The following is a 22130-nucleotide window of genomic DNA, read 5'->3' as shown; positions in this document are numbered from 1 at the left end:
CGAGGCTTTAGAAGGTGCGCACCATAATAGCCTTATCGACCCCTTTGTCCTGTATTGTGTGTAATACTGCAAATTCGTGCTTTAAATATAGGGCCGTATTGTGTTGTTCGCATTGCAGGTAAAGAGAAGGAATCCCCTGCGTTTTCGCATGAGCAAACGCGTGGGCTAAAATAACGGACGAGTAGCCCTTACCTCGTTCCGCTGGTGGAACATATACCCCTCCAAGCCAGTGTTGGTAGTCTGGGTAGCCAGAATGCTCGTGAAACTTTAATTCTGCCACAGCGAGCAGAGTCTCTTTATCATGCAGCACAAACGTAAGAGGAAACGCTTGCCGGCTTTGCGCCATGGTGGTGACTTTGTTCTCAACATCGACAACGGACTTGCCAGGTGGCATCAAATGCCCCCATTCACTGAAATACCACTGAGCAATAGTGGGAATAAAGTGTTTTTGATCGGCTAAAAATGAGACTTTCATCGGTTGTTCTTACTTTTAAATTAGCTCTAATTTGAGCTTTTTACCTAACGCTTTCGCGGCATTATCCAAGGTATGCAGCGTGACGGAAGTATTGTTTGGGTCAAGAAGCCTCTCCAATCCAGAACGGCTTGTTTTCATTAACTTTGCCATCTTTGTTTTGGATAAATGCTCGTGCTCAATTTTTTGCTGAATCTGCCATGCCACGACTCGTTTTATAGCGATTGCATTGGTTTCAGCCAGTATGCCTTCCTCTTCTAAGAAATCATCAAAGGAAGATCCGATGTGTTTGTTAGCCATTTTCAGCCTCACGTTTTCGTTTTTTAGCTAAATCTAGTTCAGATTTGGGTGTCTTTTGGGATTTCTTCATAAAGCCATTCAGTAAAATCAATTCGTTGTTTCTAAAGAAAAATAATACCCTAGCAATACGTCCGCCTTCTAAGTTAGTGCGTACTTCCCACAGCCCATCACCCATGGAGCGGCATATAGGCATATCGACAGGCCAACCATATTCTGCTGTTTTTATATCTTGTCCTATAGCGCTTCTATCTTCTTTTGTAAGAGATAATAGCCATTCCCGATAGGTTCGCTTCCCGACACCGCTTGGAAGAAGCGAACAGACACTTTCTTGTGTTTTATATTATTCATGATTGAGTTGTACCATAAATGGTACGGATTTGTATGGTTGTGTTTTACGTGGTGGCTTAGATGGAAGAAATTCAGCTTGGAGCCTGAACGCGCTAGCGCTATTGTTAGGTCTAGTAACTATATGAAACCCTTTTGTTTTTTTGTTGATGAAGCGAACTTATCGTCTATGACTAGAGAAAAGTACATTCTATTAGATCGTCAATTTTCAATTGTTTCAGAGGATCAAGAAGATCAAGAAGATCAAGAAGATCAAGAAGATCAAGAAGATCAAGAAAATAATGAATTGCTTTTTTCTTTAGGTCATTCAGCGCTAAAAACTTGGGCTGATTTAGAGAGTGAGTATCGCTGTGTCATTTTAGCTGAAGCGGGCGCTGGCAAGACGGAAGAATTACGTAATAGATCTAAAGCGTTATCGGAACAAGGCAGACTATCTTTTTTTATTCGTATTGAGGATATCGAGCAAGATTTTTATGACGCCTTTGAGGTTGGAACAGAAGATGAATTTAACGCTTGGCTAGAATCGATAGAAGAAGCTTGGTTCTTTTTGGATTCGGTCGATGAAGCAAGGTTAGAAACCCCGAGGGCTCTTGAATTAGCGTTAAAGCAATTATCTAAAGGCATCAAAAAAGGTGCTCATAGAGCGCATCTTTATGTTTCCAGCCGTCCTTACTCTTGGCGACCAGAAGCTGATCGAGAGTTGCTGAATAGATATTTATTTTTAGCTGCAAAGAAACAGGAGGATGACTGTACAGAAGATAATCTCACTCAACCTCAAAGTGCTTTGACTGTATACGGAATGAGGCCTTTAGATGAGGAAAGAATTCGCTGTTTCTGTGAAAAAAGGTCAGTGAATGACATCGATGAACTCTTAAGGGAAATTGATAGAGCGAGTATTTGGAGTTTGGCTCAACGGCCTCTTGATTTAGATAGTATTTTATCCAAATGGAGAAAGGATAAAAAACTTGGTAGCCGTCTAGATCTACTAGAACACAGTATAAATGAGCAGTTGAGCGATGAACATAATATAGATAGAGCACAACGTCAGCCGTTAAACTTAGAGCAAGCTCATAAGGGTGCACAGCGTTTGGCTGCCGCTGTCGTCATGAGCGGCCAATCAAATATTAACATTCCAGATGCCTTGCCCGAAAAGTTGGGAATAGATGCAAAAGCTGTACTTTCTGATTGGCATCCGAATGATGTGAATGCCCTTTTGGAGCGAGGTATTTTCAGCGACGTCATATACGGAGCGGTTCGTTTTCGGCATCGTGATATCAGGGAGCTACTCGCAGCCAAATGGTTTGCTTACCTGATGGCTACTGGCAACAGTCGTTTGTCTATAGGGCGTTTATTTATTGGCGAAAAATATGGCGAGACAATCATTAGGCCAAGGCTACGATCTATCTTGCCTTGGTTAATCTTGTGGGATGGCGACATTAGAAATGCCGCTTTACGTATTGCCCCTGAAGTTGCTATTGAAGGCGGTGACCCATCCAAACTTCCTTTACCCGAAAGAAAAACCATTCTTAAAAATATAGTTCAACGTATTTTACAAGATGAAAACAATAGTACAGGAGGCGATAACAGCGCAATTGCAAGAATTGCTGATTCAGCTCTGATGACAGAGACTATGTCTTTGATTAATCAATACAGAGAAAATGATAATGTCATTTTCTTTTTAGCTAGACTAGTCTGGCAAGGAAAAATGACCGATTGCGTTGCACCTTTGTTGGAAATATCTCTTGACCCTATCCGAGGGATTTACGCTCGACTTACCTCTGTCCGAGCTGTCATGACTTGCGGTACTAATGAGCAAATACAATCTTTATGGCAAGGTCTCAACCACAGTGAGGACATGATTCCACGTCGCTTATTGGCAGAACTAATCGAAGAGGCTGAGCCAACCAGTGAGAATATTCAGAACATTCTTCTCTCGCTTGGCAGATTGCAATCGTCTCCGAATGAACGTTTTGAAGCGAGCGGATTGCGAAGAGCCTGCCATCAATTTATTGACCGCATTCCAATTGTTGAGAACGCTCTTATTTTTCAGGAGTTTATTATTGGTTTGCTTGATTATTTAAACACTCCGCCGTATGTCGAGAAAAAAGAGTGTAGAGTCTCACAAGATAATTCATGGCTTCTTGGTATTGCCGTTCATCTTGTAGAGAGATTAATAGAAATTAGGCACCCATTTTCACTTGATGACAAAAGTATATCTGTTCTTATGATGCTACCTCTTTATCATTCTTGGGGTGGCGAGCGCTTTGATGATTATGAAAGTAACTTAACCGAACTGATACCGTGTTGGAGTGAGTTGAATGATCGGCTTTATTGGGCTTGTGTTGAACAGGAAAAAATACGGCTACTGTTCGACCCTAAAAGTGAGCCTTTGACTTCAGATTGGCCTATTTCTTGGCAAGGGCATTTTTGGGCATTTGATACAATTGAGAGTTTCCAAAGACTGCTTTCATTCATACGTTCTCGAGAATTAGAGAATGATCGATCTATTGCGCTAAGTACCGCCTTTCGCTTTTACAGCAGACACGACAAGCCATCGGATATGCTAGCGAAGCTAAAAGCAAGCGTAGAGCATAGTGCCATTTTGACTAATAAGTTAGATATGTTGATTGATCCTCCGATATCAGATCGGGAGAAAAAATACGGAGAGGAGAATGAGAAACGTAGGCTAAAATTCGACGCCAAAAAGGAACAGGAAAAAACGTCTCGTGATGCTTGGATAGCTGATTTGAAAATCAACTTTCATCGATTAATAGTGCCTAATAACACAGGAAAAATCACTAATGAACATTGTTGGCTGATGGATGAAATATCGGGAAGTTCTATGCAGGCAAGTCTAAGTGAAGGCTCTGAATGGAGACTGCTTATTTCTGATTTTGGTGAAAATGTCGCCCATGCTTATCGTGATGCAGTGATGATGCTCTGGAGAAATTATCGGCCAACTCTGCAATCTGAAAATGGCATAAGATCAAATGACACCCTTTATTGCCCAATATCTCTCGCTTTATCTGGCTTAGAGATTGAGGCCGCTGAACATCCAGAATTCCCTCACCACTTAAGTGCAAAAGAAATACAGCATGCATTGCGCTATATCACATGGGAGCTAAATGGTTTTCCTAGTTGGCTTGAGCGCATGTATAAGGCTTTTCCTACGCTGGTTACTAAAGCTGTTAACCAAGAGCTTATTTGGGAGCTAGAAAACGCAGAGCTAGATTTACATTACCGTATATTGAGTTCACTTGTTTTCGGCGCACCTTGGTTACATGAGGATATTGCTACTCCCCTTTTAGAGTGGTTAGAAGTCAACCCAAATAAACTAAATCCGAAGAATCGAAAAGATTGTATCCATCTTCTAGTTTCTGGGAATAGTGATGCGACACGTCTTGTAAATATTGCAAAACAAGAAATAGATCAAAGTAACGATTTAGACAATATTGCTTGCTGGTACGCGCTTTTTATCGATTGTGACCCAGCTAATGGCATTTCTCAGCTTGAACAATGGTTAGAAGGGATTGATCATGAGCTAGTCAGTCGAGCGGCTCAGATTTTTGTTACAGCCCTTGTTGGTGAAAGCTATAGATCATTCAGTGTGCCTAACGTAGGTTACTTCAAGACGCCAGAGTATTTGAAAAAGCTCTATGTCCTCATGCATAAACATATTCCTTCCAAAGAGGATATAAACCGTGCCGACGGCGGAGTATATTCTCCAGAGTTGAGAGATGATGCACAAAGCGCTCGGAGTGCATTGTTTTCCCTTCTATGTAATATGACTGGTTTTGCTAGTTATGCATCTATCAAACAACTGATTGAAGAACACCCCGAGCCTGAGTATCGAAAATGGATGGCTCAACAAGCATATAAAAGAGCAATGGTGGATGGTGATTTAGAGCTCTGGACGGTAGAACAGTTTGGTCAGTTCGGTAAAAATCGGACAATAGCACCTTCAACACATCACCAACTTTTTGATCATACGGTTAACCGACTAAACGATTTAAAAAATTGGTTAGAACGTGGTAATGACAGCCCATGGCGAACTTGGAAAAGAACCGAGGGCGAAACAGAAATGCGAACTCTAATCGCTGGCTGGCTCAACCAAAACAGTCATGGTCAATACACAACGACCCAAGAGTCTGAACTTGCAAATGGCCAGCGCACGGATATTTGGCTTCATAATACAAATATTCAATCTCCTGTTCCTGTTGAGCTAAAGCTATTAGATAAATCTTGGTCTGGACCAGATTTATGTGAGCGCTTACGAAACCAGCTCGCGGGCGATTATCTCCGAGAGGAAGGTGCTGGGTGTGGAGTCTTTCTATTAGTTGCGCAAGATATAGAACCAACAAAGCAATGGCGTATTGACGGTAAATTAGTCAATTTGAGCGAGCTTTCAGGAGCGCTTAAAACCTATTGGATGAGTATCGCTGAAAACTATCCCGGAGTTCAGGAGTTAGAAATAATCGTTATTGATTTGTTGGAACGGGAGCGGTTTAGTGATTCATGAGTGTTTTCCACTTCTGAAATCGCTTTATCTAAGCGCGCTGCATTTTTCGGGGTTGCCATTAAGTGAATTGTTTCTTGATGAGCATGACAGTCCTCAAGGCTAATCAATACAGCAGATTTGCCATTTTTTCGCTCAATGATAACAGGTTCCTGGTTGATCACTTTATCAAGCACCTTTTCAAGATTGGTTGCTAATTCGTCTTCGTTTATTGTCTTCATACTTTGATCGCGTCAATTTTATAGGTGTTGATGTAGCCTATTTATTTCTATGGATAAGCGCAATTCAAAAAGCCAAAAAACCGACTCTCAGTGTTATCTGATGTCGGTTTTGATTGTTAGGGCCGTTATTTTAAGGCTGAGCTACTTCTCTTTGTCGCAGGTTGAAACGCCAAACGGGATATAAGCTGGGCAAATTTTAAAGATGCCTGTGCCAATGAGAACTACACCGATCAAGCCCCACCATGAATGAAAATAGACGCCTAGTGCAAGAACAATGGCGCCTGCTATGATTCTAGCTATTCGATCTGTCTTACCTACGTTACATTTCATCGCTTTCTCCTGTTAGGTTTATTATGAATCGTGCTACGAAAACAAATAAAACAAACACCTGTGCAATCCCTTTGGTTTCACCATACGCCCTATGCTGGCGGTAAGCTAAAGCTTTAGAGGTTAATTGATTATTATTTGATCTATGTTATGGAGATCGACGGATCTAAAGGGGTTAACGATAAAAATGACCTCACGTTTAATATCGGAGGTCTCACTAGAGCTGGTTAGAAGACATGTTAAGTGCGTTGAAAGTGCCCAAGCCATGATTTGGTTCTCTATTCTGCCTGCGAACTCTGCTTAATGGCTTTGACTAGAACCGATGTATCCATACGGCCAAGGCCTTGTTGCTGAAGTTTGGCATAGTGTTGATCTACTTCATGGGTCATTGTTAGATCAAGCGAGTGTTGCTTGGCTTCATCAAGGGCTATCCCTAAGTCTTTACGCATCCAATCAATCGCGAAACCAAAATCAAATTCATCTTTTGCCATGGTTTCTAAGCGGTTGGCCATTTGCCATGAGCCTGCTGCACCATGTTGTAAGGTGTTGACGACTTGAGGGATGTCTAGATTGGAGGCTTCGGCGAGCATGAGCGCTTCGCTTAGACCTTGAAGGACACCTGCAATGCAAATCTGATTGACCATTTTGCAGCGTTGTCCTTGACCTGCAACCCCCATAAGTTGTATTTGTTTTGCATAGGCATTCATCGCGGTGCTGGCTCTGTCAAAGGTTTGCTGATCGCCACCACACATAATGGTTAATTGGCCATTTTCGGCCCCCGCTTGGCCGCCAGATACCGGGGCATCGATAAAGTGGAGGCCATGAGTTTGGCATGCGAGGTTGAGCTCTTCGGCTAATAAGGCCGAGGTGGTGGTGTGATCGATCAAAATCGCATCCTGTTTCATGCCAGCTAAGGCACCGTCTTCTCCGTACACCACGCTACGCACATCGTCATCGTTGCCGACACAAACGCACACAATATCGGCGTTTTTTGCGGCTTGAGCTGGAGTGTCTGCTGCGCTGCCTGAATACTCATTTACCCATTTTTGCGCTTTCGCCGCTGAGCGGTTATAGACAGTGACGGCGTGTCCTGCTTTTGCTAAATGACCTGCCATTGGGTAACCCATAACGCCTAGACCAAGAAAGGTGATGGTTAACTGATCCATGATTGCATCCTTTTTGTTTTTGAGTGAGTGGCTTGATCATATTTTATCTAAATGACATATGTCAATTATAAAGTTTGATTAACATTGACGCATATATCTCGATGGTAATTATAAAGGCCTTGCATTACACTCCTAGAAACGTTCAAAAAAGGGTTGCTAGGTGTCGGAATCGAAATATCGCGAGATTGCTCGTGAGATTGAAAAGTTGATTGAGATAGGTCATTACGAGGAAGGTTCTAAGCTACCTACCCACAGAGCGTTAGCCTCTGAGTATGAGACAACGGCGGTGACGATTGCGAAAGCTTACAAGCTGTTAGCGGAACAAGGTCATATAGAATCCTTTGTTGGGCGGGGAAGCTTTGTTAAAAATACCTCCTATCTAAAACAGGCCATTCATTCGGGTCAGGCAGAAAATGAATGGAATTTTTCGATTCTTCAGCCGTGTTTTAGCCGTCATCTTGATGCGCTTTATCGTCAATTCGGACAATGTGCCAGTGAGCCATTTACTCCTTCTTTATTCGGTTATATTGAAGACACTGGCAGTTTGGCACATAAAGAAAGTGGCATGAAATGGATGCAGCATTATGGTCTACAAGTGAGATCGCCAGAGCAGGTATTGCTGACAAATGGCGCTCAACATGCTCTCTCGACGCTTATCGAACTTTACTCTAAGCCGGGGGATTATGTTGCGGTAGAGGAACTGACCTATCCGGGAATACTGTCGATTATTCAAGCGCTGGGCAGAAAACCGATAGGCGTTGAGATGGATGAATTTGGGATGCTCCCAAACCGTTTGCATGAAATTTGTCTTAGTGATAAACCAAGTCTGGTGATTGTCGTTCCTTCCCATCAAAATCCGACAGCCAGTACGATGCCAATTGAGCGCCGTAAAGACATTGCGAGTGTGATTCAAAAACACTCAGTTTGGTTATTAGAGGACGATTTATATTGTTTTCTAAACGCCGATGTCATGGCTCCTATTAGTAATTTTGTGCCAGAGAAGAGCTTTTATATCACCAGCCTGTCTAAGGCGATCAGTCCAGGTTTACGCTGTGGATTTGTGAAGGCACCGCAGAGCCAGTTAAATCGATTAGCGTCGTATATCCGCACTATGATTTGGCATATTTCCCCGATTAGCTTTGAAGTTGCCAGTCGCTTAATACAGTCCGGTTCCGCATTCGAATTAGCGGAAAGACAAAAAAAGATTGCAGCGCATAGGCAACAATTAGCGAAATCCATCTTGCAGGGTGAGACATTATCTTCCCAAGATGCGAGTTACCATATCTGGCTAATGTTGCCAGATGGTTGGGAGGCTGACGAGTTTACCGCTACTGCAAAAGAACGTGGCATGACGGTTAGTGAAGGCCATTTTTTCCATTATGATGATCAGCCTATTCCGGCGGTGCGTCTTTCTCTTATGGCCATTTCAGAAGATCAGCATCTGATAGTCGGGTTACAGGCATTAAAGTCTCTGTTAGACCAACGGCGATCGTCTTAAAACTTCATAAGAGATGGTGATATCACATAAAAAAAATCGGTCTTGCTTTCACAAGGCCGATTAAAAATGCAACAAAACAGCATCCGGGAGGGGATTGGTGCTGGTTGCGTTTTTACCCCTTTCTAGGATGGCAAGAGGTAAAACTGGCGGACTAAACTAAGTCAACTGAATGAATCGAGTCGCTTAGTCTTCGTCCCATGTTTCATTTCTAAGGTTAATTACGGATTAAGTAATCAAACGCGCCAAGGGCCGCTGTGGCACCAGATCCCATTGAAATGATGATCTGTTTGTATGGCGCAGTGGTTACATCACCCGCTGCAAACACGCCAGGCATAGAGGTTTCACCATGCGCGTTGACAACAATTTCTCCTCGGTTGGTCAGTTCTAACGTGTCTCTTAGGAACTCGCTATTCGGTACCAAGCCGATTTGTACAAAGATGCCTGCAACATCTACCAGATGAGATTCATCAGTACGGCGGTCGGTGTATTTCAAGCCGATAACCCGTTGACCATCGCCAAGTACTTCGGTGGTCATGGCATTTTTGATGATGGTAACGTTTGGCAGGGATTCTGCTTTTTTCACCAAGACATCGTCGGCGCGTAAGGTGTCGCTAAATTCCAAAACGGTAACGTGTTTGGTGATACCCGCTAGGTCAATGGCTGCTTCGATACCAGAGTTACCCCCACCGATAACGGCGGTATTTTTGCCTTTGAACAATGGGCCGTCACAGTGTGGGCAGTAGGCGACGCCTTTATTGCGGTATTCTTGTTCACCTGGTACGTTCATTTCACGCCAGCGAGCACCGGTTGCGAGTACGATGGTTTTACTCTTGAGTACCGCACCGTTTTCGAGTTCTACTTCAATAAAGTCTTTCTTCTCAATGCGAACCGCTTTTTGCGTTTTGATCAAATCCACATCGTAATCAAGAACGTGTTGCTCTAAGTTGGCGACAAGTTTTGGTCCTTCGGTTTCTTTGACCGAAATAAAGTTTTCGATGGCCATGGTGTCACCCACTTGCCCACCAAAGCGTTCTGCCACTACGCCAGTACGAATACCTTTACGAGCAGAGTAAATGGCAGCGGATGCTCCAGCAGGGCCACCACCAACCACTAGCATGTCGTAGGGGGCTTTTTCAGCCAACGCGGCGGCTTGCTTCTCACTGGCACCTGTATCTACTTTATTCAATATTTCGGCTAATGACATACGGCCTTGGCCAAATAATTCACCGTTTAGGTAAACCGATGGTACGGCCATGATTTCGCGTTCGTTGACTTCGTCTTGGAACAGGGCGCCGTCGATCATAGTGGTCGTGATGTTCGGGTTTAACACTGCCATTAAGTTCATGGCTTGCACGACTTCAGGACAGTTTTGACAAGTCAATGAAATATAGATTTCGAAATTCAGTTGACTGGTTAAACCTTTCGCTTGCTCAAGAAGCGTTTTATCCGCTTTAGAAGGATGGCCGCCAGCTTGTAACAATGCTAAGACAAGAGACGTGAACTCGTGCCCCATTGGGATGCCTGCAAAGCGTACCCGTGGTGTTTCGCCTTTAGGGGCAATGGCCATTTGTGGCGCACGACCTTGTGGATTTTCGTCGACGATTAGGTCGATTTTGTCGTTTAACTCGCTGATTTCACGAGCTAAATTTAATAATTCTTCAGCTTTTTTAGAGCCATTGATGGACACAGTAATCTCAATAGGATTAATAATGTTCTGAAGATAAGTGTCCAGTTGTTGCTTAAGATTTGAATCTAACATGATTTAGTAATCCGTCTATTCTGAGTGTTTTACTGTGTAGTACTAGGTAATACTGAAAGTACGCTGTTCGCTTGATGCTCTAAGCGAAGTAAGAGGAGACTGCCCCTCCCAGAGGGGACTCGAAGGAGCAGTCTGAATCCAGTTAGCTTAGATTTTGCCAACTAGATCCAAAGAAGGAGCAAGAGTTTCTTCACCTTCTTTCCATTTCGCTGGACATACTTCACCTGGGTGAGCGGCAACATATTGAGCCGCTTTTACTTTGCGAAGTAGGTCTTGTGCATCACGGCCGATACCTTCAGCAGTGATTTCCATTGCTTGGATCGTACCTTCAGGATCGATCAGGAAGGTTGCACGGTCAGCAAGACCTTGTCCTTCACGCATCACACCAAAGTTGTTTGTGATGTTGCCTGTTTGGTCACCAACCATGTAGTACTGGATTTTGCCGATGGTGTCAGAGCTGTCGTGCCACGCTTTGTGAGTGAAGTGAGTGTCTGTAGAGACAGAGAATACTTCTACGCCACGAGCTTGAAGTTCTGCATAGTTATCAGCAACATCGCCAAGTTCTGTTGGGCAAACAAAAGTAAAGTCAGCTGGGTAGAAGAAGAATACAGCCCATTTGCCTAGTACGTCTTTTTCAGAAATTTCTACGAATTCGCCATTTTTGAAAGCAGTTGCATTGAATGGTTTGATTTGAGTATTGATCATTTTGTATTGCTCCTAGTTAAATCGTTTTTGTGTTACCAACGGGGTTTATAATAGGAGACTTATTCAAATTATTAAAATTGTTATTTTTTAGATCTTTGATTAGGAAAAACTATTGGTGGGTGATGTGTTTTGTCATCCATCTTGTGATGGTGTCTTTTGCATTCTTGTTCGCCTCCTTGTCTTGCTAAAGGAAGGGGCGCTAAGAGGAAGTGCGATTTTTTTGCCGCACAATGGCTTTGATAATGCGTTGCAACTCGTCATCCAGTGCGCTTAACGCAGTGCTGTAATCTCCTGCTTTAATAGCTTTTTCCAACTCGGCGGCGCGATGCATGAGCTCTGTCATACCGATGTTTCCTGCATTACCCTTGAGGGTATGGGCCAGACGAGGGGCTTCTTCTGGATCATCGGAATGGATCGCCTGATGGAATTGATCGACAAAATTCTGCTGTCTGTCCTGGAAGCGAAATAGTAGACGCCATAGGAAGGCCTCATCATTTTGTGTGATGCTAAGCGCGACATTTAGATCAATGCCCTCTAAATCGTGGAGGTCGGGTTTTTCCTCTGTGCTTGGCTGTGTTTGCTTGTTGGCTGGCGCTTCGCTGAGAGTAGTTGATTGCTCTGTGCTGAGTGTGGTTGGCTGCTCTTCGTCGCCATTTTTAGGCATTTTCTGTTTCACTCTTGGTATAATCCATTTCCTGAGTGTATAGAACATGTTATCGACTTGAATGGGTTTCGATATATGGTCGTTCATACCGGATTCTAAGACTTTTTCTTTGTCGCCGGTGAGCGCGTTTGCTGTCATGGAGATAATGGGTAAGTTTTGGTATTCAGGCATTTGTCGAATCAGTCTCGTGGCTGTATAGCCATCCATAACGGGCATTTGGCAGTCCATCAAAATGCCGTCATAGTCGTTGTTTTGGAGTTTGTCTATCGCTTCTTGTCCATTGCTTGCCGTGTCAACGGTTAGGCCATTTTGAGTGAGTAGCTCCATGGCAATCTCACTATTAAAAGCGTTATCTTCGACGAGCAGGATATGCGCGCCGATTAATGAAGAGCGATGTTGACTGGTGTGCATGGATTGAGGCTGGATGGGACGTTGCTCTAGGTCTAACGCTTGCTGTAGGGCTTCAAACAAGGTGGATGGTGTAACGGGTTTAGTTAGGTAGCCACTGATATTGACGTCTTGACTGGCGTTTCTGGCTTCTTCCAGTCCATAGGCGGTAACAATCAGAATTTTTGGCGAGTGAGCGCTGGGGCCCGCGTAGTCTTGTAAGGCACGACACGCTTCAATACCATCCATCTCTGGCATCTTCCAATCCATTAGAATCACGGTAAATGGGGCGTTTTCGGGGGCTTCTTTGATCAAGGTAAGCGCTTCTTTTCCTGATTTTGCCACGCTTGAGCTTAGGCCAAAACTGGTTGCAAGGTTTTGCAATATGTCTCGTGCCGTTTCGTTATCATCGACAATGAGTATTTTATGTTGGTTTGGTAATTGATACTCGGGTGAAAGCGTCATACCCAGGTCAAAAGGGAGTGTGAAATGAAATTGGCTGCCCACATTCGGGGTACTTTCAACCCAAATATCCCCTTTCATAAACTGTACTAGCTGTTTACAAATGGCCAACCCAAGGCCAGTTCCACCAAATCGTCGGGTGGTGGAACTGTCTGCTTGTGAGAAGGATTGAAACAGTCGTTGACACTGCTCTGGCGTCATACCAATTCCGGTATCTTTGACACTGAAATGAAGAATGACTTGGTTTTTATTTTGCTTAAACAGTGCGATATCGATAATGATTTCCCCTTTTTCGGTGAACTTAATCGCATTATTCCCCAAGTTTAATAAAATTTGCCGTAACCGTGTTGGGTCCCCGACTAAGTCTGATGGCAGCTCAGGCGGTATGTTGAAAAGCAGCTCCACAGCTTTTTCTTCTGCTTTCAAAGACAAGATATTAGCCACATCTTTGAAGACATTCTCTAGGTTAAAGGGCGTTTCTTCGATTTCTAATTTACCGGCTTCTATTTTAGAGAAGTCGAGAATGTCATTAATAATCCCCAGCAGCGATTCTGCTGAGGTACTGACTTTTTCGATATAGTTACGCTGTTTGTCGTTTAAATCGGTGAGCAAGGCCAGGTGAGACATACCGATAATGGCATTCATCGGGGTACGTATTTCGTGGCTCATATTGGCTAAAAAATCGCTCTTCGCTAGGCTAGCTTTTTCTGCTATGTTTTTTGCCACTTCTAGTTCTTTGGTACGGTTCTGTACTTCGCTTTCTAATTCTTCTTGGTGAGCTTTAAGCATGTCTTCTGCGGCTTTTCGTTGGCTGATGTCGTGCCAGCTACAAAGCACAGCAGGGGCATTGGAGAGAACGATAGCGGCCATGATGACTTCCGCATCGATGGTATTGCCTTCTTTATCTTGGAAAGTCCACTCGAAGCGATGGAAGCCTTCGTCTTGTACCATATTAATGAGGTGTTCAAGCTTGCCATTTGACGCAGCGCCGTCGTGCTGAAATTGTGGGCTGAGATCTTCTATCGGCATGTTTTTTAGGTCATCTATTGTCGCGTATTTCAGTTGGTGGCAAGCGGCTTGGTTTGATTCAACGACTTTACGTTCACTGAGTATCCATACTGGGTCTGGAGACAGTTCAAACATGGATCGAAAGCGATGTTCGCTTTCGGCGAGCGTGGCGAACTGTTTTGACATGCGTCTGGAAATTAAAATGGAAATAATCAGCAGCAACACAATGCTGAATAGTGCCCCTTTAAACATGGTATCTGCGAGGGCTTTTAAACGTTGTTGCACGGCGTGGTTGACGAGTTTCGATTGCGTCTGAACTTCAGACCCGATTTCATCCAAGTAGTGGGGTAAGGTGTGAAACGCTTGATTATATTGACTTGTTAGCACTTTGCGCTGGGCCTCTAATTGCAAGGCCTGATAGCGTTTGAGGTATAGGCTGGTGCCATTGGAAATAATAATATTACGCTTTTTGATGACTTGGTAACTGTTTCCAAACAGCGTTTTGAAAAGATCCTCCTGCAACTTTGATGTTTGCTGGTAATAAATGGGGTAGTTCTCTTTGAGCCACATATTGAGCTGAGATAGGTGATTCAAAGCGGGAAGTATTTGATTATTTTTGATGTCATCCAACGTATACAGATTCGAATCATGTATTAATTGATTGATGACCAGTCGTAGTTCGGCAATCCTCGCTTGAGCCATATATAAACCGCTGCTCAAGGTTTCCTTATGATGTTCCATATAGTCGATGGCCGCTTGCGTTTTTGCTTCCCCTGTCGCGTGGTTGTATTTGTATATATACGTCGCTTCCGTCAAACGGCTTTGTCCATATATCTGGCGGAATAGCAATCCTAAGTTATGCAGGTCAGTCTCTATGTGCTCCTGTAAGTGAAGCTGTTGATAGTCGTCTACAAAAGCAGTTTCTTTGATTTTCCATGTTTGTATATCAAAGGTGATGCTTTGAATTTTCTGTGTGACTTCATCAATTTTGGTTAATACATTAACGAGTTGGGGGTTGTCTTTTGCAACGTTATTTAAAATATCCAACGCTCGGTTAATGCGATTTAATGTAGTCGCGTTGGGAGCTTGATAGGGTTGATCACTATCCAGCATTTTATTTAAAACGGTTTGTTGCTGCGGGAACAGTTCGCGTAACTCTGTTGTGGCAAAGAGCAGATTCTCTTGTATGGTGGTGATTTTTCGTTGGCTTGCCCGTAATTCTTTAACACTATTCGATAAAACGACAGCGGCTAATAAGGTTGTCACAAGGGCAACACTGGCAAGCAGCCAAACTAAAAAGTTAACACCACTTTTTCTCGAGAGAAAGTCACTTTTCATGATGAGGTCCTGCTGACAAGAGTTGGCCCATGTCCGTGAATTCAATGGGAATATATTGCCCGTTTTTTAGGTAAGTAAGCCAAACGCTGTGGCTAGCTTGGTGATGGGTTGTGTCTAATCGCAGCGGACTGCCTAGTCCTAAATCAAATTCCCCAAGACTTTCTAGTGCGTCGATGAGGTTATATTGATTGATATAAGGTTCTTTTTCCAAGGCCTTAATCAGAATACGAGTGCTGATATAGGACTCGAACATCAGAGCCGAAGGGGTAACGGTGTCTTGTTGGTTTTTGGGCAACGTGGCTAAAAAGGTTTTTTTGTCTGCTAAAAACTCTTGAACAATCGGTAAATCAGTTTGTTCCAACGGCGGGACAACGCGAGTTATGAAGACTCGCGCATCGACATCTTTGAGTGAATTAGCAAAGGTGCTTGTGCCAACAAAAGAGATGCCGATAAACACGGGGTCTAAGCCATAGTGTCGGACTAGGCGGACAAATTTTGCAGCGGGTTTGCCACTGGCAATAAGAAAAATATATTTTGGCGTTGGTGTGACCATCAGTAAGTCAGCAACTGCATTTTCCACCAAGGTGGCATCACGGTCATAACTGACTTTTAGATATTGTGGATTGGCCTCATGAAGGTGTTGTTGTAATAAATGATCAAGCCAATTGGCGCCACCGTATCCAATGGTGTTGTCTTGTGAGAAAAGGACTAAATCGTGTGATGAGAACGGGGCGACAGCCATTAATTCATTGAAAACACGTATGACTTCTTCTTCATAGCTGCTGCGATAATTAATGATATAGCGAAAGCTTGGGTCTTCAGCGGGTGGCCTTAAAAAATCGGAACCACTAATAGGCGCGTATAAAGGGAGTTTCTCTTGTAGGGCAATCTTGGCGCTCACGACGGCAGTGGGGGTGCCAACATTATTGATCATCCCGATGATATGCTCCTTTTCAATCATCTCGCGAATATTTTTGGCTGTTTTTTTGGGTTCATAGGCGTCGTCTTTGTAGCTAATATTGAGAGGGATGTGATACTGATTTTGGTAACGCTGCAGTCCTATGCTGATGCCTGTTTTGACTTCTTGTCCCATGCTGCCATTAAGCCCTGAGAACGGCATGCTGGAGCCCAGTGTCGGGTCCGCGACGGCGGGAGGCATCACACACACAAACGCACTCATAATTAGCCAAAAGGGGGCCTTTTGGAAGAGCAGAACAAAGATGCCCTGTCCTCTAATATTGTTCATTTGTCGGGCCCTTTTTACGGTAATACTCTAACAAACCAATCAACTCTCCTCGTTCGTTATAGAGTGGAACCTTACTGATGATTCGAATGCCTGAATGGCCTTTTGGAAACATAAATGGCTCTTCCATATCGATTTGTTTATAGCCTGTGTTTAGCACGGACGTATTATCAGCGTTATATAGCTTTTGCTGTTCAATTGGAATGAAACTTTCGCCTTTTGTGCCGATGATCGAGGACTCTTCCTCAATCCCCATGTCCGCTAAATAAGCGGAGTTGGCACCGCGTATGATTAAATCTGGATCGCGCCAAGCAATACGATAAGGCAAGGCATTCATTATGCTTTTTAACATTTGGGTATCTTTTTGGTGTTGCGATAATTCGGCCGCTTCTTTATCACTGGTGCTTTGTTTCAGCTGTTGGTAATCCGTGCGTATTTTTTGGATAAGGGTCTGATTGGCCTGATTTTCTTTCATTGCATGATGACCAATCTTCCACACACGATACGCTTGATAAACCAATTCGTCGTATTCGTCTTTGGCTGAGGTACTATTTAATTGGCTTTTAAAGGGGGAATCGTGCGTGATGTTTTCTTCTATGATCTTGTCAAAGGTGCGGGTGAGGTGTTGAATGCGTTTTGTTGTGAGTAGATGGCATACAATGATAAGACAACTGGCGATGGCCACACTGATGCTTAGATAGAACGCCAAATAATGCAAGAGAAGCTTGCTGTCTGTTTGAGATATTGGGCTTAGATCAGTATAGAGCGTTAATACCCCCAATTTAGGCAGATTCTTGACGTCGTTGTAGAATAGCGTTTTCGATACGGATGAGTCTTCCATATCAAGCGGTTTGGTACCGAAACGCAATTCACCACCGTCTTCTGTTGTAAGCACCGCAATAGACACACTATCAAACTGTGACAGGGCTTTCATTTGCTTATTGGCAAGTTGTGTGTCCATGTTCCACAAACTTTCGGTGAGCATGGGAGAGAAGAGTTCGATGGCTTTATGGAGATTGGCAAAGGCGTTTTGTCGAGATTTGGCTTGCTCCAGTTTGCATTCCCCCAGCGCCATGACAACAGAAAACACCAGACAAATAATCGCGCTCCAACCAACCAGTCGAAGGGTAATGAGTTTCCCCCATTTTGCTTTTGTCTGTGTTGCTGATGTTGTTTTCATAGGCCTTCTGTATTATCACGCAAGCAAGAATAAGTGCTCCGCTGGTTGTCTGTTCACATATCGCTTTCTTTCAGTCTAGTAATCTCTGGGAGAAATGCATGAGTATTTTGATGACAATATGACGTCAAGCGCCAATAAAGAAAATGGGCAGGCTACCAACGCTCGTTTCCCCTCGTATTAGGTAGAAAGCGCGTTGTCACCTGCGTGTCGAATGGTCAGTGATGGGGTGAAAAGAGCCGCTTGATATGATCGAGTTGCTGAAGACGATCGGTTGTGGCTTGCTGGATTGACGTGCTTGCAAAGTGCACCAAATCTCCTGGTTTACGTTGTGCTAGTAGGTCGCCTCCGGCGCGAGTAACACAGCCTATTTTGGGATAACCGCCAATGGTTTGTCGGTCATTGAGCAGGACAATAGGTTGACCATCTTGTGGAATTTGAATCGCACCGTAGGCAATGCCTTCTGAGGTAATTCCACGGATGTCTTTGCCAATCGGCGTGCCTTCCATACGATAACCCATGCGATCACAGTGACTTGAGACGCGGTAACGGCTTGAAAAGAAAGTCTCATGATCGGTAGTAGAAAAATCCGCTGATTGATAACTCAAAATAACGGGGATGTCCTGCTGACTATAATCGGGAATATGGTGACGCGGCACGCGCATTTGTCGATGTTCGTTGCTGCTTTCATAAGCAATGGAATCGCCTACTTCTAGCTTCGCACCGTTACCATGGAGGCCGCCAAGGTGCTCTCGCACTACCGTCGAAGTACTGCCTAGGGTGGGTTGACAAAGAAAGCCGCCTTTTACCGACAAATAAGCACGCAGTCCCCAAACGGGTTGATGAAAGCTTAAAACATCCCCTTGTTTGATCGCATAGGTTTGCCAAGGCAAAATGGATTGCCCGTTTAGGGTGGCACCAAGATTCGCTCCAGTTAGGGCGATACTGGTTGGTGCTTGGGCTTCTAGCGAGAATAAGCCAAAGGTTATTTCAATTTGCGAGGCGTTTTCATCATTATTGAGTAACGCATTGCCCCAGCGAAATGCCATTTCGTCCATCGGTCCGCCTGTGGTTAACCCCGCCGCTTGATAGCCAAAACGGCCTAAGTCTTGAATCAATGCCAGCATGACGCTTTTTTTAACATTAAAAGCCATCTAACTCGCCTCCTTGCGCTAGAAACGCTTCTCGTGAAATCGCTTCGAAGCGGACCGAGTCTCCGGTAGCGATGAGGCCTAAATGTTCACTGCTCCAATCCACGAGTTCCATTGGCGTGCGACCGATGATTTGCCAGCCACCAGGGGTCACACTTGGATAAACGGCCGTTTGGTTTTCGGCAATGGCGACACTGCCTTTGGGCACTTGGTGTCTGGGAGTGCGTTTGCGTGGAATATGAAGTTCATCAGGCGTGCTGCCTAAAAAGGAGAAACCGGGTGTAAAACCAATGGTATAGGCTCGATAGAGGGTTGCGCTGTGACGCTGAATCACCTCTTCTGGTGTCATCTGGCAATGCTTGGCGACCTCTTGGAGGTCGGGGCCGACTTCATTTCCGTAATACACAGGGATCACGACGGTCTTGCGTTGATCCAAGGGGAGCGCTGCTTGCTCCGTTGACGCGTTAAGGATATTTTCGATTTCGCCTATCAGTTTGTGTGGTTGTTCTGCCTGTGTTTTGAGGGTTAGCAAAATCGTTGTATAAGATGGGATCAAATCCTGTATATCATGGAGGCGTTTTAACTGTCGTGTTGTCCAGAGGATTTGATCCGCCGTCTGTTCATTGATGTGATTTCCAAAACGCAATAAATAGGCTTCTTCGTTCACCTGTTCAATTGTGGGTTTAGGGGACGTCATGCATGGCTCGCTTAGGCTTTGTTTAGCTTGCTATTGTAGTCGCTTTGGTTAGAGCGGTTAAACTCGTCCACAATGGTACGTAACTTGGTGACGGCTTCCACGGCATGAACGCCATCACCATGAACGCAAATTGTGTCAGCATAAATAGCTAAGGTTTTTCCTGATCCTGAAGTCACCGTACCAGATTCACATAATTGTTTCACTTGCGCTTCGATCAAATCGAAACTGGCGTGCACAGCGTTTGGTTCTTTGCGAGGTGTGAGTCGTCCTTCATCGGTATAGAGTCGATCGGCAAAGGCTTCAAACCAAACGGTGAGACCATACCGTTTTGCCATGGCTTTGATCTGTGGCGCTTCTGGTACTGCACCGACCATTAAGGGCAGAGTGGCATCCAGTTCACTTACAGCTGCCATTACGGTTTCCAATATGGTGTCGTCTGCCATCATTTGGTTGTACATAGCGCCGTGAGGTTTCACATAATCTACCTGAGTGTTTTGGCTCTCACAAATCGCCTTTAAGGCGCCGATTTGATACTGAATAAGTGCTTTTAATTCAGTTGGCAAAATGTCCATATTGCGGCGACCAAAGCCAACCAAGTCGGGGTAGCCTGGGTGGGCACCGATAATAACGTTATGCTGTTTTGCCAAGGCCACGGTTTTTGACATAGTGAGAGGATCGGACGCATGAAAGCCACAGGCGACATTCGCCTGATCAATATGAGGCATTATCTGATCGTCCAAGCCCATTTTCCAAGAGCCAAAGGCTTCACCCATATCGCAATTTAATTTCATGTTAAATACCTCTTATCCTTTCGTCATTGTCGTTGGTAGATAAGTCACAATCCCAGGTAGCCAAGTGATCAGTACAATCGCTAATCCAATCAGTAAAAAGAACGGCAATGCAGCTTTCGCCACATAAAGTATATTTTTGCCCGTCAATGATTGGATGACAAATAAATTAAAGCCAACAGGTGGCGTAATTTGCGACATTTCTACGACCAACACAATAAAAATTCCAAACCAGAGTAGGTCTATCCCTGCCGCTTTGACCATAGGAAGCACTACTGCGACCGTGAGCACCACAACGGAAATACCATCTAAGAAACAGCCTAAAATAACAAAAAAGACGGTTAAATAGAGGATTAATACCATTGGTGATAACTGTAGGGAGGCAATCCATTGTGCCAGCGCAGTGGGAATGCCTAAAAAGCCCATGGCTACGGTAAGAAAATGCGCACCAATTAATATAAAGCCAATCATGCATGCACTTTTCACGGCACCGAGCAGGCTATCCATAAAGCTTTGACGGGAGAGGGACCCTGTTATAGCGGCCAGAGCTAATGCACCGGTGACACCAATGGCTGCGGCTTCGGTTGGCGTGGTGATACCTCCGTAAATGGAGCCTAGAACAAAACCGATTAAGCCTAGCACTGGCAGTAGCTTACGTAAGTTCTTTAAGCGGGCTGACCAGCTCGTATCTTGATCCGATGAACTGGGTAATTCACTTTTATGAATCTGTCCCCAAATCATGGTAAAGCCCATAAACAGACACACCAATAGAAGTCCTGGTAAGGCGCCAGCAATAAATAGTCTAGCGATAGATACCTGCGCAGCCACCCCATAGACGATCAAAATAATTGACGGCGGAATCAACAACCCTAGGGTGCCAGAGCCCGCTAGTGTGCCTATGGCCATGCGGTCACTGTAGCCTTGTTTGCGAAGTTCTGGCAGGGTCATACGGCCTATTGTGGCGGCAGTTGCCGCCGAGGATCCGGATACCGCCGCAAAAATACCACAACTTAAGATATTCACGTGCAGTAATTTACCAGGCACCTTACCTAGCCACGGAGCTAAGCCTTCGAATAAATCTTCGGACAAGCGGGTTCTAAAGAGTATTTCCCCCATCCAGATGAACAGAGGAAGCGCTGTTAGTGACCAAGAGGTCGCTGCGCCCCAACTGCCTGTTGAGAATAACATACCTATTTGATAATTCTCAGAGAGAATGAGGCCAATGCTGGCAATCGCAATTAATGTAAAAGATACCCATACACCAAGAGACAAAAGGAGAACCATAGCAACCGCTAAAATGATGGAAATCCACGTCATATCCATTAGATTTCCTCCAAGGCTAAGGTGTCTTCGTGTTGGCTGTACGTGGGCGTTTTGCCTCGTAATGCCATGATCCATGCATCTAAGACGGCCAAATTCAGGGCCACCATGCCCACTGCTACTGGTGTTTGGGGAATCCATAACGGGACAGGAATATAGCCGTAGGAAACGTCGCCATAACTATAGGACTCGTACACCATAGAAATACAGGAGTAAGAGAAAAAGCACAGCAAAGCGAGAGACAAGGTAAGAATAACCGCTTCTTGTATTTTTCGGGGGAAAGGTGAAAAGCGCTGTATGACTAGGGTAACGCGAATGTGCCCTCCTTCTTTAAAGGTATATGCCAGCCCTAAAAACGTCGATGCGGCGAGAGCATAGCCAGCAAAGTCGCCAGCAGAAGGGACAATGAATCCAAATAGGCGACCAATTATTTGTGCCAGTAACAGTAATGTGATGGCGACAATGCCCAAGCCTGAAAGCAGGCCTGAGCACTGGTAGCATTTCTCTTTTATAGTATTCATAATACTTACTTCACGGTAGCTGTGACGTCCTTGATATCAGAGTGGCCGAACAGGTGGCGTACATG

The 22130-nt window shown here is 44.5% G+C and carries 18 protein-coding genes; 2 read left to right on the top strand and 16 right to left on the bottom strand.

The features are described from left to right. Positions 1-7: 7 nt before the first annotated feature. From JHD45_RS06040 to JHD45_RS22200, 3 genes are read right to left on the bottom strand one after another with little or no spacing between them, the layout of a single operon-like run. Positions 8-475 (bottom strand): GNAT family N-acetyltransferase, encoded by a 468-nt coding sequence (locus JHD45_RS06040; protein WP_199475610.1) that lies wholly within the window; start codon positions 473-475, stop codon positions 8-10. 15 nt (positions 476-490) lie between these two features. Beyond that, positions 491-772, bottom strand: coding sequence for a helix-turn-helix domain-containing protein (locus JHD45_RS06035; protein ID WP_199475609.1), 282 nt, complete (start codon positions 770-772; stop codon positions 491-493). Beyond that, entirely contained in the window at positions 765-998 is a 234-nt protein-coding gene (locus JHD45_RS22200; RefSeq protein WP_325097264.1) for a type II toxin-antitoxin system RelE/ParE family toxin, read from the bottom strand. Before JHD45_RS22200 ends, JHD45_RS06035 begins: the two co-directional genes overlap by 8 nt. 198 nt (positions 999-1196) lie before the next feature. Between JHD45_RS22200 and JHD45_RS06025 the strand changes: the two genes are divergently transcribed. Then, on the top strand, positions 1197-5636 hold the full coding sequence (locus JHD45_RS06025) for an NACHT domain-containing protein (RefSeq protein ID WP_199475608.1): 4440 nt from the start codon (positions 1197-1199) through the stop codon (positions 5634-5636). On the opposite strand, the gene JHD45_RS06020 is transcribed toward JHD45_RS06025, so the two are convergent. The 3 genes from JHD45_RS06020 to JHD45_RS06010 form a co-directional block, all read right to left on the bottom strand. Continuing rightward, complete coding sequence (locus tag JHD45_RS06020) at positions 5576-5854, bottom strand: type II toxin-antitoxin system Phd/YefM family antitoxin (RefSeq protein WP_199475607.1); 279 nt, start codon at positions 5852-5854, stop codon at positions 5576-5578. The genes JHD45_RS06025 and JHD45_RS06020 overlap by 61 nt on opposite strands. 141 nt (positions 5855-5995) lie before the next feature. After that, on the bottom strand, positions 5996-6184 hold the full coding sequence (locus tag JHD45_RS06015; RefSeq protein ID WP_067012056.1) for a YgaP family membrane protein: 189 nt from the start codon (positions 6182-6184) through the stop codon (positions 5996-5998). Between the two features lie 275 nt (positions 6185-6459). Next, entirely contained in the window at positions 6460-7347 is an 888-nt protein-coding gene (locus tag JHD45_RS06010; RefSeq protein WP_199475606.1) for an NAD(P)-dependent oxidoreductase, read from the bottom strand. A gap of 160 nt (positions 7348-7507) precedes the next feature. Here JHD45_RS06010 and JHD45_RS06005 point away from each other — a divergent pair, with 160 nt between their 5' ends. Further along, positions 7508-8845, top strand: coding sequence for a PLP-dependent aminotransferase family protein (locus JHD45_RS06005; protein WP_199475605.1), 1338 nt, complete (start codon positions 7508-7510; stop codon positions 8843-8845). 214 nt (positions 8846-9059) lie between these two features. Here the strand turns inward: JHD45_RS06005 and ahpF are convergent, their stop codons facing one another. From ahpF to JHD45_RS05955, 10 genes are all read right to left on the bottom strand, one after another. Then, on the bottom strand, positions 9060-10604 hold the full coding sequence (gene ahpF / locus JHD45_RS06000; protein ID WP_199475604.1) for an alkyl hydroperoxide reductase subunit F: 1545 nt from the start codon (positions 10602-10604) through the stop codon (positions 9060-9062). Positions 10605-10751: 147 nt separating this feature from the next. Continuing rightward, positions 10752-11309 (bottom strand): alkyl hydroperoxide reductase subunit C, encoded by a 558-nt coding sequence (gene ahpC / locus JHD45_RS05995; protein ID WP_199475603.1) that lies wholly within the window; start codon positions 11307-11309, stop codon positions 10752-10754. A 199-nt stretch (positions 11310-11508) separates the two neighbouring features. Continuing rightward, complete coding sequence (locus JHD45_RS05990) at positions 11509-15168, bottom strand: response regulator (protein WP_199475602.1); 3660 nt, start codon at positions 15166-15168, stop codon at positions 11509-11511. After that, positions 15158-16414: an ABC transporter substrate-binding protein gene (locus JHD45_RS05985; protein WP_199475601.1), complete on the bottom strand. Its 1257-nt coding sequence runs from the start codon at positions 16412-16414 to the stop codon at positions 15158-15160. The genes JHD45_RS05990 and JHD45_RS05985 overlap by 11 nt, the downstream gene beginning before the upstream one ends. Then, positions 16401-17591 carry a PAS domain-containing protein gene (locus tag JHD45_RS05980; RefSeq protein ID WP_199475600.1) on the bottom strand — a complete coding sequence of 397 codons (1191 nt, stop codon included), beginning with the start codon at positions 17589-17591 and terminating at the stop codon, positions 16401-16403. The genes JHD45_RS05985 and JHD45_RS05980 overlap by 14 nt, the downstream gene beginning before the upstream one ends. 215 nt (positions 17592-17806) lie before the next feature. Next, positions 17807-18742 (bottom strand): biotin-dependent carboxyltransferase family protein, encoded by a 936-nt coding sequence (locus JHD45_RS05975; RefSeq protein ID WP_199475599.1) that lies wholly within the window; start codon positions 18740-18742, stop codon positions 17807-17809. After that, positions 18732-19436 carry a 5-oxoprolinase subunit PxpB gene (gene pxpB / locus JHD45_RS05970; protein WP_199475598.1) on the bottom strand — a complete coding sequence of 235 codons (705 nt, stop codon included), beginning with the start codon at positions 19434-19436 and terminating at the stop codon, positions 18732-18734. Before pxpB ends, JHD45_RS05975 begins: the two co-directional genes overlap by 11 nt. Before the next feature lie 11 nt (positions 19437-19447). Beyond that, positions 19448-20227, bottom strand: coding sequence for a 5-oxoprolinase subunit PxpA (locus JHD45_RS05965; RefSeq protein ID WP_199475597.1), 780 nt, complete (start codon positions 20225-20227; stop codon positions 19448-19450). 12 nt (positions 20228-20239) lie between these two features. Further along, on the bottom strand, positions 20240-21547 hold the full coding sequence (locus JHD45_RS05960) for a TRAP transporter large permease (RefSeq protein ID WP_199475596.1): 1308 nt from the start codon (positions 21545-21547) through the stop codon (positions 20240-20242). Further along, positions 21547-22065: a TRAP transporter small permease gene (locus JHD45_RS05955; protein WP_199475595.1), complete on the bottom strand. Its 519-nt coding sequence runs from the start codon at positions 22063-22065 to the stop codon at positions 21547-21549. The genes JHD45_RS05960 and JHD45_RS05955 overlap by 1 nt, the downstream gene beginning before the upstream one ends. Positions 22066-22130: the final 65 nt, after the last annotated feature.

Origin of the sequence: Marinomonas spartinae (genome assembly GCF_016461715.1) — a bacterium.
GTDB classification, from domain to species: Bacteria; Pseudomonadota; Gammaproteobacteria; order Pseudomonadales; family Marinomonadaceae; genus Marinomonas; species Marinomonas spartinae_A.
The sequence above is the reverse complement of the archived record's forward strand: the minus strand, read 5'-3'. Positions and strand labels throughout refer to the sequence as shown.

What these genes read in the sequence shown, in the direction of transcription:
- JHD45_RS06040 (WP_199475610.1), bottom strand. Translation starts at nt 475, where the DNA reads ATGAAAGTCTCATTTTTAGCCGATCAAAAACACTTTATTCCCACTATT.
- JHD45_RS06035 (WP_199475609.1), bottom strand. Translation starts at nt 772, where the DNA reads ATGGCTAACAAACACATCGGATCTTCCTTTGATGATTTCTTAGAAGAG.
- JHD45_RS06020 (WP_199475607.1), bottom strand. Translation starts at nt 5,854, where the DNA reads ATGAAGACAATAAACGAAGACGAATTAGCAACCAATCTTGAAAAGGTG.
- JHD45_RS06015 (WP_067012056.1), bottom strand. Translation starts at nt 6,184, where the DNA reads ATGAAATGTAACGTAGGTAAGACAGATCGAATAGCTAGAATCATAGCA.
- JHD45_RS06010 (WP_199475606.1), bottom strand. Translation starts at nt 7,347, where the DNA reads ATGGATCAGTTAACCATCACCTTTCTTGGTCTAGGCGTTATGGGTTAC.
- ahpF (WP_199475604.1), bottom strand. Translation starts at nt 10,604, where the DNA reads ATGTTAGATTCAAATCTTAAGCAACAACTGGACACTTATCTTCAGAAC.
- ahpC (WP_199475603.1), bottom strand. Translation starts at nt 11,309, where the DNA reads ATGATCAATACTCAAATCAAACCATTCAATGCAACTGCTTTCAAAAAT.
- JHD45_RS05990 (WP_199475602.1), bottom strand. Translation starts at nt 15,168, where the DNA reads ATGAAAAGTGACTTTCTCTCGAGAAAAAGTGGTGTTAACTTTTTAGTT.
- JHD45_RS05985 (WP_199475601.1), bottom strand. Translation starts at nt 16,414, where the DNA reads ATGAACAATATTAGAGGACAGGGCATCTTTGTTCTGCTCTTCCAAAAG.
- JHD45_RS05980 (WP_199475600.1), bottom strand. Translation starts at nt 17,591, where the DNA reads ATGAAAACAACATCAGCAACACAGACAAAAGCAAAATGGGGGAAACTC.
- JHD45_RS05975 (WP_199475599.1), bottom strand. Translation starts at nt 18,742, where the DNA reads ATGGCTTTTAATGTTAAAAAAAGCGTCATGCTGGCATTGATTCAAGAC.
- pxpB (WP_199475598.1), bottom strand. Translation starts at nt 19,436, where the DNA reads ATGACGTCCCCTAAACCCACAATTGAACAGGTGAACGAAGAAGCCTAT.
- JHD45_RS05965 (WP_199475597.1), bottom strand. Translation starts at nt 20,227, where the DNA reads ATGAAATTAAATTGCGATATGGGTGAAGCCTTTGGCTCTTGGAAAATG.
- JHD45_RS05960 (WP_199475596.1), bottom strand. Translation starts at nt 21,547, where the DNA reads ATGGATATGACGTGGATTTCCATCATTTTAGCGGTTGCTATGGTTCTC.
- JHD45_RS05955 (WP_199475595.1), bottom strand. Translation starts at nt 22,065, where the DNA reads ATGAATACTATAAAAGAGAAATGCTACCAGTGCTCAGGCCTGCTTTCA.